Source organism: Ammoniphilus sp. YIM 78166, assembly GCF_004522215.1.
Lineage (GTDB): Bacteria > Bacillota > Bacilli > Aneurinibacillales > RAOX-1 > YIM-78166.
Window position 1 is genome coordinate 627,470 of record NZ_SDLR01000005.1, and the last position, 12,032, is coordinate 639,501.

The following is a 12,032-nucleotide window of genomic DNA, read 5'->3' on the forward strand; positions in this document are numbered from 1 at the left end:
GTTATAATTGAAAAGTTGTGATTATATGAGGAGGTGGATTTATGTTTGAGATTGGAGATAAAGTTTTTTATCCAATGCATGGTGCTGCTGTGATTGAGGCCATCGAGGAAAAGGAAATCCTTGGAGAAAAGCAGCTTTACTATGTCATGAATATACCTCTCAAAGATATGCAAGTGATGATCCCTAAGAATAAAACAACTGATTTAGGAATCCGTGAAGTGGTAGATGCCGATATCATGGAAAATGTGCTGACTTATTTTCATGATGGAGAATCTCAGACTATCGGCAATCCTCTGCATCGTCAACGGATATACATGAATAAAATGAAGACCGGCGATATCTATGAAGGAGCTGAGGTTATCCGAGATCTTTCACGCATTGGCAAACAAAAAAACCTGGGCGCAGGCGATAAAATGATGTTGAATACAGCCAGACAAATTCTCATCAGCGAAATGATTCTCGTCAAAGGCATTGAACGAGAGCAAGCCACCCATTTGCTTGATAAGGTAATCAATAATTAACTATTAAGAGGGTGTCCCCTGCTAAGTACAGCGAGGACACCCTCTTCGTTTTTATAGGGTTAGATCCTGAGCCCATTCACTACTCGCCTTTCTTCTTTCTTTGCGTCGAAGCGCACGACTAGGACCGGAGCTGTGAAGCTTCCTTTCTTCTTCTGTTTCTGGGAAAATACTCGGAATCTCCGCCGGATTCCCCTGATCATCCAAAGCAACAAACGTTAAGAAGCTGGTTGCTGCAATATTTTTTTCTCCTGTCTTTAAATCCTCAGTCACAACCTTCACAAAAACTTCCATTGAGGTTCTACCGGTAAAAGTTACATAGCTTTCTAAAGATACAGAGTTACCAGCATGAATCGGTCGCAAAAAGTCAACAGAATCGGTGGAGGCCGTTACAACATCCTTTCTCGAATGTCTCTTCGCAGCAAGTGACGCGATGTCATCAATCATGCTCATCAGCTTCCCACCAAATAAAGTATTGTGGTTATTGGTATCTGGTGGAAACACATTGCTGATCTTAATACATCTTGATTCCTTCATTGATTTGGCTTCCATTTTCAAATCTTCCTTTCGCGAGATTTCAACCATTCTACCATACTCTCTACTAAAATGGAGATTCTTGCCGAAAAAAAAGAAGAGTTACCATAACCCTCCTCCTCGTGCCCATCTTACAAATTGTTCGCTGTAATTGTTATTATGGTAAAGATTATGCTCCCGTTCCCCGATCCTACTTCTTGCCCGTTCCATGACCGTAGAGTTCTTAAAACTCACTGGACTGTAGACGACTTTAATGGCATTTCCTTTTGCATAGTCTTGTAAACCGGCCTCTACAATAACCCCAGAGTAATAGTTATAAAAAATCACCCTTCCCTCACCAGAGTAAAGACCATGATGAGAATTCCCTAATCGTGTTACGACCAAGTGATCAGCTATGCAATAATCAGAGGGAGGAAGGGGAGGGGCGTCAACAACCTGAGGCACAATCTTTTTCTCTTTTTGACCCCTTAACCAAGCAAAAATTTTCATTTCACTTTTCCCCATCTATCTACTTCACTGATAGTGATATTCTATCATGAATTCATGTAGTTTCTAAGCGCTATCTTTCGGTTTCATGCGTCCTCTCTCCGGTGGATTTTTGGGGTGACTGCGGTTTTCTTGCTGGCGAAGCCGCTGGGCTCTTTTATGCTGGGCGATTTCCTTTGACGTGAGGGCGTTTTTCTGCAATTTAACTTCGCTTAGATATCTAATTAATAATTCCGCTGTATTGACCGCGTCATCGATCCCCCTATGGGCTATTCCCTTTGGTTCTATTCCAGCGAGATCTAATGCTGTTTTTAGACCCACTTGATTTTTTGTTATGCCTAATAACTTGCCAATCTGCTGTTGAATATCGTTATAGTTTATCAGCCAATCCAGGCGCATCCGATTGCGCAAGCATTCGTTAATAAAATGAAGACGATCGTCTCTCCCCCATGAACAGAGGTAATACCCATCCCCTAGCCATTTGGAAAAACGCTCCACCCCCTCTTTAAAGGTGACAGCTTGCTTTAGATCTTCCTTCGTCATGTTGATAAATTTCCTTGTACTCTTCGCCACATACCCACTCTTGGGTTTGATATAAATTTGAAATTGATCCGTTATCGTCCCCGACTTTAAATCGACCTTGCACGCGCCAATTTCCACGATTTCACTTAATTGGCCTTTTCTATATCGTTTAACGAGCTCCAAATCGAATACAACAGCATTCAAAACAATCATCCTTTGCTGGTGGTTTATCTCTTATTTTCCCTTTAAACATAGGGTTTTATCAGTATAGGCAAAATTTGGTCCATACCCAGATGGGGTATTTCATGTTACCCTCTAACGGACGGGGACATCCTGACCCCAAATACTCGCTTAAAGGATGGTTAGTATGAAAAAAACAAAGATGATGAGCATGATCCTTGCCACAGGTCTCCTGTTTTCCAGCGTCTTTGGCGCAGCAGCTGATGCGGCTGCTCTAACAGTGGGCGAGAAAGCGGCTAGCCGAGCCAAAACCTATATCGGGCATCCAATAGACAATCACACGTCTGGCTATTTTGTATCTTATCTCCTTGGTAAAGAAGGAGTAAAAGTACCTAGCAATTTAGCAGCATTGAGCAAAGAAGGAAGCTTAATTACGAACAAGGCCAATCTTCGTCCAGGTGACTTGTTATTTTTTGGGACAAGCCCTTCTGACCTACTGGCTGTCGGTATCTATACAGGCAACCAAAAGTTTATTATTGCCTATCAGCCTTATAAAACCGTCCAGCAAATGGATTTAAATTCTTCGGTAGCCTCACGCTACTATCTAGGCGCCAAGCGTCTGTCGAATACAACGACTCAAACAACCGCACCCTCTTCTTCCGTAAACGTGGAAAGGGTTATCTCTGCAGGGATGAAGTACCTAGGAACCCCATACGAGTTCGGTTCGAACCGATCAAGCACCCGAACGTTTGACTGCTCTGACTTTGTCCGTCGTGCATTTATTCAAGGAGCTGGGATTACCCTACCTTCTAATTCTCGCACCCAGGCAGATGCCGTGAAAAAAATGGGACAAACATCTACGAACTGGAAAAACCTCAAGCGTGGGGACCTGATGTTCTTCATGTCCTATAAAGGGCCAAAAGCATCCGATTATAAAGGAATCAACAAGTCCAGCCAAAGAATTACCCATGTAGGAATCTATTTAGGAAATGGAAAAATCCTTCATACCTATTCTAAAGCTTCCGGTGGGGTAAGAACGGATTCCATTGCGGGAACACATTGGGAACACCGCTTCATCTTTGGGGGAACGGTCAAAAAATAATACAGCGAGAGTAGCCAGGCAGGAGATATAAACTCCATGCTTGGCTTTTTTTCAATTAGGCTAAAGTTTCGGGTATACAATGTACGTCAACTTATTTTATCATATACATAAGATAATTTTATAAAAGAAACCTGACGTGACTCGTTGAACCCAGTTTACCGATCTGCACAGTATACCCGAAGCCTATCAGTTCGATTCTTGGGACCAGCTGTTTAGCCTGCCGAAACTATGAGATGCCGTCATTATGGCCACTCAGGATCGACAACACTATAACCCGATTCTGAAGGCCCTAACTAAAGGATACCATATTTTAGTAGAAAAGCCACTGAGTCCTAGCCTATATGAATGCATGGAAATAAAGTTGGCAGCGGAGTGGACTCATTCTCAGTTTATGCTATGTTATGTCCTCCTCTATACTCCATTTTTTGAGACCCAGATAAATGAAAAAAAGCACCAGGCTTTCTTTCTGGTGCTTTTTTCCTTCTTCTATAAGCCTAGCCGTTTAAACTCCCGCTCTAGTATTTCAATCCACTCTTCCATCGTAACCCCATCCGGATTCTCCTCGGATGGTCTCTTATGCCAATCACTCTCCGGGAACATGCCTTGTCTGATATACATCTTTAGCTGGCGTATTTCCTCCAGCTCTAAATCGTGCAACTCTCTAAACCAAATGGCTTCATCCATTGTTCAATCTCCTTTATCTACTTAAGGAACATATTGCTCTGTTACTTTTACGATCACTCCACTTTGAAGTTCAATCCAGTATGGGATGTGGGCCTGATGCTGCTTATTTTTATTGAAGTGGTTTGCAAAGTTGTCTAGTGATACTTTTTGATCAAAATAAAAATTTCCATCTTTACGGCCGAAGGTTTGAAGCCTAATGACGGCCTTTTTAGACAGCTCAAACGTACGCAATTTAGGATTCACGTTACGAATATAAAAATCATTCGGCGCGAAGCACTCTGACTCGAAACCCTTGCACTTCCCATCCTCTCTCATCGCACGATTGGCCGCTTCCCCCGAAAACCACTGAATATAATCGATGGTTACTTTATATTTTCCATTTTTCTGCTTTTGCACCTGCGTAATGTATCCTATTTGCTTCTCTACCTTTTGCGCGGAAGGGGCCGCTGAGGTAACCGAGCTAATAAACGAAAGAACCATGACAACACTCATTAGAAACATGGACCATTTTTTCACCGAAAATCATCTCCTCTTTCTTCATGCTACCTTTGACGAAGAGATGATGGTAAATGTTTCATGCTGGATCCCATTTTTTACAACGGATATATCCTCGAAAGGTGGACTCTAGGATTCTACCTAGGTCGAATAAGGCCTTTTCATTTCCTACTCGGCTCACCAGTTGAAGGGCAATCGGCATATTTGACTGATCCACTCCAATCGGTATGGTCAACGAGGGCAGTCCCAACAGATTGGCGAGAGCCACATAGGGGATGTAACGAAGAAAGGTTTTCTGAATAGAAAACAGTTCACCATAAAGCTGTCCATGTGGAAGGGCACCCCGATGATAAACAGGAAGCAGCAAAATCTGTTTAGCGAGTTTCTGCTCGCTCCATTGGTTCATGTCCTCTAAGGTGGCCACCAGCTTGTTCACTTGCTTACCTCGAGGCCTAAATAAGGATGCACCGATTAAAGCCCACGTCAAAAAACGATGATAGGAGGTCTTTTCAAACAAGATTTCTTTGAGATACAGCGGAATCGGAGACATTCCTTTCTCCGGAAAGGCTGCGTCCGAAATGCCTTTGCCCGCATCGATGGACATTACTTGCTGCCATAAAAGAGCCAGCGTTTGAGGCTTGAAGGGAAATTCCTCCGTGATGGAAAAACTCGTGCCCAAAGCCGATTTTACGTTTAGGAGCAGCTGTTGGGTGTCCTCTCCTAAGGGGATGAACGTGTGAAAAGGTGGGAAACACAATTGGAAATTGTTCAAGTCTACATGAGGGGCCGGTGTATTCGTTATGATCCCATTCATTGTCTCAGCATCGTTCACCGATTTCGCCATCGCTCCTATGCCTAACATATCCTGCTGTAAGGGTTCTGTGACAAAAGGAAAATGCCCTTCTTGAGACACTTGATGTTTCCCAGACTTAAATCCAATCACTCCATTAAAATGGGCAGGAAACCGGATCGACCCCCCAATATCCGAGCCAATGCCAACGGCTGCCCCTCCCACAGCGATAAGTGCCGCTTCCCCTCCACTTGAACCACCCGCTGTCCGGGTAAGGTCCCAAGGGTTATTGGTCCGACCATAAAGCTTGTTGACCGATTCTTGACAGAAGCATAAGGTTGGCGTGTTCGTTTTTCCTAATACAATAACTCCTTCGGATTTGAGCCTCTGAACCACGGCCGCATCGGATTGTTCGATCCAATCTCTCCGATGGATCAGGCCACCGGTCGTTCTCATGCCTTTCACATGAAAAGATTCCTTCACACTGATGGGCACCCCAAACCATTTTCCCTTCGCTTTCCCTTCCTTTAATAACCGATCGCATTCCTCGGCTTCGATCCGTGCTTGTTCAAATCGCTCTTCCACCATAGCGTTCAACTCTGGATTAACCCGTTGAAGATGATCGATATAGGTTTCCGTTGCTTGCAATGATGTCACTACCCCCGCTTGAATGGCATGAGCCAGCTTAGTCGCATCCCAATCCAGGATGGTCTCCTTCAAAACGCTCCCCCCTCTAATGGCAGCTACCTTATCTTTATACTATGTCAGAAAAGAGGAGTCTATATATTCCTAAAATAATAACCTTCGCATATACATGTCCTATATAAGACAAGAAGGTGAACGGATGAAAAAGCAAAGCTTGGTCAAAGGAGCACTTGTCCTTACAGCGGCCGCATTTATAACGAAACTTCTCGGCTTTATCAACAGTGTCATACAGTCCCGTATCCTTGGGTCAGAAGGAATCGGTCTAGTGATGATGGTCATGCCTCTCATGGGGCTTCTGCTTACGCTGACCACCCTTGGACTGCCCGTGGCCATCTCCAAACTGGTGGCTGAGGCAGAAGCCCAGCAACAAGAGGGAAAGGTCAAGCAAATTCTAGCCGTCTCCCTCCTCATCACCGGCTCTATTGGCATCCTGCTTGTAGTGGTAACCTTGAGCTTTGGGCATCATTTTACGACCCACTTCCTTACCGATCAACGTGCCTACTATTCTCTGCTCGCTTTGACTCCCATTATCCCTATTTTTGCCTTGTCAGGAGTGATTAAAGGGTATTTCCGGGGAAAACAGCAGATGAATCCGATCGCCATCTCTCAGGTACTAGAACAGGTCGTACGAATTGGCTTGATCTATGCTTTTGTTCAGTGGCTTCTGCCTTATGGCGTGGAATATGCTGCCGCAGGTGCCATCTTGTGCGCGGTCGTCGGTGAAGCCGCTTCCTTATTATATTTGATCCTGATGTTCAAGAAAGGCTCCTTATTAAGAAGCTTTGAAACATCCGGGTCAAAAAGTACACTCTATGAACTCCTCCACACGGGACTACCCACTACAGGCAATGGCTTTATTCACTCCATTGCCCGCGTGATCTCCCCGATCCTCATTACACAGGGCCTTGCCAAGGCCGGAATGAGCTCGGTCCTGATTACCAAGCAATTTGGCCTGCTGGCGGGCTTCGTTATGCCATTACTTTTTTTTCCTGGGTTTATTAACCATTCCTTAGCTGTTGCCTTAGTTCCGGCCATCAGCGAAGCAAATGTCCAAAAAAACTTCCGACTTATCCACGAGCGCGTCTACCAAGCTATTCGCATCGCTTTAATCGTCGGGATGCCGAGTACCGTGATCCTCACCATTTTCGCTGAACCGCTCATGACGGTGATTTATCATGCCTCTGAAGCTGCTGTACTGCTTCAGGTTTTAGCACCCTTTTTCTTGTTTCACTACTTCCATGCTCCCTTGCAATCCACCTTAGTCGGCCTCGGATACGCTAAAGCGGCTATGTACAATAACCTGATCGCCCGTTGTACAAGCTTGCTCTTGATTTATCCTTTATGCTCTAATCCGAAGCTCGGCATTATGGGAGTCGTATTAGCGATGAGCATCGGGGTGGTCCTAGAAACCTTTCTTCACTTCTTTTCCCAAGTCAAACTGATTGGATACCGCTTGAACACAATAGAGATGCTGAAGATCGTCATCGCAGGCTTACTAATGGGATACTTGGGTAAGTGGATGTTTGCTAAGCTTAGTGATCTAAGTCTGATCGGACAAACTAGCTTGTCTGTTGCGGGGGCGCTTTTCCTTTACAGCTGTTTACTCGTGTTCTTTCGTGTGGTCCGTCGTCGAGATATCCTCCGCATTCCCAAGATAGGCCCTAAGGTAGCCTTTCTATTCCCGCGCTAGTCAAGTGGAGCATATTCCCGTCCTCAGCCCATACACTCTTTATGATATGATGGTAGAATATCATGTCGTAAGGAGCTACTAATGAGTAAACCTTTTGATTTTACAGAAGGAAATTTGCTAAAACAGATGATCGCTTTTTCCATACCCATCTTCTTGACCAATATTCTTCAGATTTCCTATCAGCTGGTTGACAGCATGTGGGTGGGCAAACTAGTCGGCAGCCATGCTTTAGGTGCTGTAGCCATATCCGGCTCCGTTTTGTTCGCTGTTTTATCCTTTATCATCGGGATCAATGGAGCAACGTTAACCGTTTTATCCCAACAGCGCGGAAAAAAAGATGAGCAGGGTCTGAGTGAGTCGCTTAACGCTTTTGTCGTGGTGCTCTCTGTCCTTACCCTTGTTCTTGGTTTGGTCGGGTATCTGTCAACGGACACCCTCCTGCGATGGTTAGGCACACCTGACGAGCTTCTCCCTCTCGCTAGCGCTTATCTTCATATTAATTTTTTAGGGATCCTCTTTTTGTTTGGCTACAACTTTATTGGAACGGTTCTGCGAGCGATGGGAGACAGTCGAACCCCGCTTCGTTTTGTTTGGATAGCCGTCATCCTGAATGCTGCAATTAATCCGCTGTTTATTCATACCCTCGGCTTAGGGATTAATGGCGCAGCTTACTCTACTGTGTTGTCACAAGGAACCGCCTTTTTATTTGGTATCGTATATTGTATTCGAAGCGGAAAAGCTCCCTTCGTTCGCCCTTATCTTCCTTCTTTCTTCTATTTGAAAACGATTATGAAGCTAGGGATTCCCGCAGGACTTCAAATGATGGCTATTTCTGCCGGGATGACGGCTGTCATGAGCGTAGTCGCAGGCTACGGGCAAATCGTGGTGTCAGGATACGGCGCAGCGAACCGAATTGAAAGTATCATCATGATCCCAGCCTACACCTTGGGTTCCGTCGTCAACAGCATGGCCGGCCAGAATATCGGAGCGAAAAGATGGGACCGCGTCAACCACATTGCTTGGCTTGGCATTGCCGTGATCGTCACGATGATGCTCACGATTGCTGGTTTGGTCTACATGCTAAGTGGGACTCTTATCAGTGTGTTTATTGACGAGCCTGAAACTTTAGTATTTGGAACCTACTATTTGCAAGTAGTTGCTTTCTTCTATGTTTTCCTTGGGATCAATTTTGTGCTAAACGGAGTGATCCGAGCTTCCGGAGCTATGTTGACCGTTCTTATGCTGAATCTGGTATCCTTCTGGCTCCTCCGCTTTCCACTCGTCTACCTGTTCTCGGAATGGATGGGAGAAGAGGGGATTCCCTACGGTGTGGGCATCAGCTTGATTGTGAGCTCGATCTGTGCGAGCAGCTACTTCTTGCTTGGCGATTGGAGAAAGAAGAAGATCTTTAAGGAGGAACAGGGTCAGGTGACCGCGTGAGGAGTGGGGGGTGTGTGAGGCGGGACGGATCGGGGCCCCATTCGCCGCGGTTGAGGGCATGAGGGAGAGAGAGACAGTATGATGCCCTCCTTCACTCCGGATGATACTCTCAAAATGCTACTAAGCCAAAATCAGTGCATCATTGACGCCGGATGATTCACTCAAATCACTCCCGAGCCAAAATGGAGGCATCATAGACGCCGGATGACTCACTCAAATCGCTCCCAATCCAAAATCAAGGCATCATACACTACCTATGATGCACTCAAACTGCTCCCGAGCCAAAATCAGTGCATCATTGACGCCGGATGATTCACTCAAATGGCTCCCGAGCCAAAATCAAGGCATCATACACTACCTATGATGCACTCAAACGGCTCCCGAGCCAAGATCAGTGTATCAAAGACGCCGAATGATTCACTCAAATGGCTCCCGAGCCAAAATCAAGGCATCATACACGACCTATGATTCACTCAAATGGCTCTCGAGCCAAAATCAAGGCATCATGCACGACCTATGATTCACTCAAATCGCTCCCGAGTCAAAATCAAGGCATCATAGACTCTGGATGATTCACTCAAATGACTCCCGAGCCAAAATCAGTGCATCATTGACGCCGGATGATTCACTCAAATGGCTCCCAAGCCCAATTCTGTGCATCATAGACCGCCGAATGATTCACTCAAATGGCCCCCAAGCACTATCCCCTCCCCTGCCCTCACACCATCCCCCCCCTAACATCGCCCGCCCACCTATGGACTCCTATACCGATACATCGAATGATCCGCTCTAGCCTTGCGGATGGCATAAGTTACCGGGAGACCTCGGGCAACCCAGCGCAGGGCGCATAGGATGTTGGCCTCTTCCTCAAATTGCTCAACTATTGCAATTGTTTCTTCGTTAATATAACATTGGAGTTCATCCCACCCCATTGCGGAGTAAGCGTCATTTCCGTATGTTTTGAGTTCCACAAAATCTGTAAAACTTGGTTTCTTTAACTGCATCAGCCTTCTCATTGCTTGCCTGCATTCTGGATGGACAAGATTTTCAGTCATTTCGTCAGTCCTATTCTATTAAATTAAGGAGGATTACGTGTGAGTATCCAACCGCTTTTACAAGAGTTAATCGATACACTATTAGGTTATCCTATTACTCTTTCGCTATCTCAACCTCATCATTTTACATTAAAAACCACGACCATTTTAAACGACGTTACCATCACACCGGATGCCCAGCTTCAATTTACGTTCGATAACGGTTGTGTCCTACTATGCCAATCCCCCGCTCACCTAGAGAAAAACAAATATGGCTACTGGATCACTTCACAAGGTGATGTGTCGGTAGTTATTCGCAGACTCTAGTTTTACGCAACTTATACTCCTCAAGGCACCTCTTACATATACAAGCTTTTCTGACCCATTCACCCGGAACGGAGTCAAGAAGCTCTTGAGGAAAACTCTCCTTTGAACACCAGCAAGGGGCTGTTGTCTGGGCGAGATTGCCACAGCGATTCTCTTGACCACATAGAGGACACACGTTTTCAGGAATCATCCCGACCTACCCCCAAAGTTTTCCTTGTTTATACTGGCTAGCGATTTGTTCGATCCAAGCGGCACTCAGCTTTTTGGGGAATAAAGGGTTTACGTATAGATGATAGTAAGCTTTCTTTAAATCCTCCCAGCGGGTACAAACCCCTTCCCCTGAAAAACGGGCTAAATCAATCAGCTTCACGGTCTGGTCCTGCACAAGGATATTTTTAATGTGAACATCCTTTGGGTTTAATCCATATTGCCGAGCCATAGCTAAAGCCTTATCGATGTGCTTAATAATCGATTCTTGAATAAACCTTCCTTCAACGAGCATCTCGTGGATCGTTTTTCCATCAAAGAAATCTAACACAATATAATTGCTGCCGTAATCATGCATCCTTAGATAATAAGGCTCAAGACCTCCCACTACCTCGTACGCAGCAATTTCTGCAGCGGCTGCATGTTCTTTTCCCGAGTGAAAAACCTTGATGACTCTAGGCACACCAGGAAGCTTATACACCTTAGCACTGCGGCCCTCCCCGATTTTTTCCCAATCAGCACTTTTGTTTATCATCATGACTGGCTTTCCCCGTCTTTCCTTGATAATCATCCTCTTACGATATCATTACATAGATATTCAATCATTTCAAAAAGAATGTTGTATTGACTTTTTAATATGAGAGTTACATAATGGGGGCAACATGATCACACACATGGAGGATGGAGAAATGGCACAACGTCTCGTGGGAAATAAAGCACCCGATTTTACAATTGAAGTTGCTGAAGGTAATGGAAAAGATTTTGGAACCGTATCCCTTTCTGACTATAAGGGGAAATGGCTGATTCTGTTTTTCTATCCCTTAGATTTTAGTTACGTATGCCCTACAGAAATCACGGCTCTTAGTGATGCCTATCCTGATTTTGCGAGACTAGAGACAGAGATCCTAGGCATTTCAACAGACTCAAAATACTCCCATCGTGCGTGGATTAACACTCCGCGTGACCAGGATGGACTAGGAAAGCTCAACTATCCTCTTGGTGCAGACCAGAACCATCAGGTGGCTAAAGATTACGGTGTGCTCGTAGAAGAACAAGGGGTAGCGCAACGAGGTCTGTTCATCATCGATCCGTCCGGTGAGTTGAAATATCAACTTGTTATGTATGAGAACGTCGGCCGCTCGGTGGAAGAGACCCTTCGTGTCCTCCAAGCGCTGCAGACAGGCGGTCTTTGCCCTGCGAATTGGAAGCCAGGAATGGAAACCATTCAGTAAGACACTGTACATAGAAAAAACGGGAGGTTATCCTTCCGTTTTTTTTCATTTGTGTTACAATTCAATATATTAATAACAATATATCG

General features: G+C 45.1%; 15 protein-coding genes and 1 pseudogene. 7 read left to right on the plus strand and 9 right to left on the minus strand.

Annotated features, from left to right (window positions below):
- Positions 1-41 precede the first annotated feature (41 nt).
- The gene (locus EIZ58_RS24355; protein WP_134703536.1) at positions 42-521 is read left to right on the plus strand and encodes a CarD family transcriptional regulator; all 480 of its coding nucleotides are present in this window, start codon (positions 42-44) and stop codon (positions 519-521) included.
- A 51-nt stretch (positions 522-572) separates the two neighbouring features.
- Here the strand turns inward: EIZ58_RS24355 and EIZ58_RS24360 are convergent, their stop codons facing one another.
- From EIZ58_RS24360 to EIZ58_RS24370, 3 genes are all read right to left on the minus strand, one after another.
- Complete coding sequence (locus tag EIZ58_RS24360; RefSeq protein ID WP_134703537.1) at positions 573-1,070, minus strand: acyl-CoA thioesterase; 498 nt, start codon at positions 1,068-1,070, stop codon at positions 573-575.
- A gap of 84 nt (positions 1,071-1,154) precedes the next feature.
- Positions 1,155-1,541: a lecithin retinol acyltransferase family protein gene (locus EIZ58_RS24365; RefSeq protein WP_134703538.1), complete on the minus strand. Its 387-nt coding sequence runs from the start codon at positions 1,539-1,541 to the stop codon at positions 1,155-1,157.
- 63 nt (positions 1,542-1,604) lie between these two features.
- Positions 1,605-2,273, minus strand: a complete 669-nt coding sequence (locus EIZ58_RS24370; protein WP_134703539.1) for a 3'-5' exonuclease — start codon at positions 2,271-2,273, stop codon at positions 1,605-1,607.
- 154 nt (positions 2,274-2,427) lie between these two features.
- Between EIZ58_RS24370 and EIZ58_RS24375 the strand changes: the two genes are divergently transcribed.
- Positions 2,428-3,342: a C40 family peptidase gene (locus tag EIZ58_RS24375; RefSeq protein WP_134703540.1), complete on the plus strand. Its 915-nt coding sequence runs from the start codon at positions 2,428-2,430 to the stop codon at positions 3,340-3,342.
- A 244-nt stretch (positions 3,343-3,586) separates the two neighbouring features.
- A pseudogene (locus EIZ58_RS35240) lies at positions 3,587-3,724 on the plus strand (Gfo/Idh/MocA family oxidoreductase); the annotation flags it as partial.
- Between the two features lie 104 nt (positions 3,725-3,828).
- Here the strand turns inward: EIZ58_RS35240 and EIZ58_RS34580 are convergent.
- From EIZ58_RS34580 to EIZ58_RS24390, 3 genes are all read right to left on the minus strand, one after another.
- Entirely contained in the window at positions 3,829-4,026 is a 198-nt protein-coding gene (locus tag EIZ58_RS34580; RefSeq protein ID WP_240689365.1) for a hypothetical protein, read from the minus strand.
- A gap of 21 nt (positions 4,027-4,047) precedes the next feature.
- Positions 4,048-4,518: a hypothetical protein gene (locus EIZ58_RS24385; RefSeq protein ID WP_167577933.1), complete on the minus strand. Its 471-nt coding sequence runs from the start codon at positions 4,516-4,518 to the stop codon at positions 4,048-4,050.
- A gap of 82 nt (positions 4,519-4,600) precedes the next feature.
- Positions 4,601-6,031, minus strand: coding sequence for an amidase (locus EIZ58_RS24390; protein ID WP_134703543.1), 1,431 nt, complete (start codon positions 6,029-6,031; stop codon positions 4,601-4,603).
- A 124-nt stretch (positions 6,032-6,155) separates the two neighbouring features.
- On the opposite strand from EIZ58_RS24390, the gene spoVB reads away from it, so the two are divergent.
- Together spoVB and EIZ58_RS24400 are read left to right on the plus strand one after the other, a co-directional pair.
- The gene (gene spoVB, locus EIZ58_RS24395; protein WP_134703544.1) at positions 6,156-7,706 is read left to right on the plus strand and encodes a stage V sporulation protein B; all 1,551 of its coding nucleotides are present in this window, start codon (positions 6,156-6,158) and stop codon (positions 7,704-7,706) included.
- 81 nt (positions 7,707-7,787) lie between these two features.
- Entirely contained in the window at positions 7,788-9,146 is a 1,359-nt protein-coding gene (locus EIZ58_RS24400; RefSeq protein WP_134703545.1) for an MATE family efflux transporter, read from the plus strand.
- Between the two features lie 752 nt (positions 9,147-9,898).
- On the opposite strand, the gene EIZ58_RS24405 is transcribed toward EIZ58_RS24400, so the two are convergent.
- Entirely contained in the window at positions 9,899-10,201 is a 303-nt protein-coding gene (locus EIZ58_RS24405; protein ID WP_134703546.1) for a hypothetical protein, read from the minus strand.
- 39 nt (positions 10,202-10,240) lie between these two features.
- Between EIZ58_RS24405 and EIZ58_RS24410 the strand changes: the two genes are divergently transcribed.
- Positions 10,241-10,507 carry a hypothetical protein gene (locus EIZ58_RS24410; protein ID WP_134703547.1) on the plus strand — a complete coding sequence of 89 codons (267 nt, stop codon included), beginning with the start codon at positions 10,241-10,243 and terminating at the stop codon, positions 10,505-10,507.
- Here the strand turns inward: EIZ58_RS24410 and EIZ58_RS24415 are convergent.
- A complete protein-coding gene (locus EIZ58_RS24415) occupies positions 10,491-10,697 on the minus strand; it encodes a cysteine-rich CWC family protein (protein ID WP_134703548.1) in 207 nt (68 codons plus the stop codon). The two genes, EIZ58_RS24410 and EIZ58_RS24415, sit on opposite strands and share 17 nt — an antisense overlap.
- A 6-nt stretch (positions 10,698-10,703) precedes the next feature.
- Complete coding sequence (locus tag EIZ58_RS24420; protein ID WP_167577934.1) at positions 10,704-11,249, minus strand: hypothetical protein; 546 nt, start codon at positions 11,247-11,249, stop codon at positions 10,704-10,706.
- A 154-nt stretch (positions 11,250-11,403) separates the two neighbouring features.
- On the opposite strand from EIZ58_RS24420, the gene EIZ58_RS24425 reads away from it, so the two are divergent.
- On the plus strand, positions 11,404-11,946 hold the full coding sequence (locus tag EIZ58_RS24425) for a peroxiredoxin (RefSeq protein WP_134703652.1): 543 nt from the start codon (positions 11,404-11,406) through the stop codon (positions 11,944-11,946).
- Positions 11,947-12,032 lie beyond the last annotated feature (86 nt).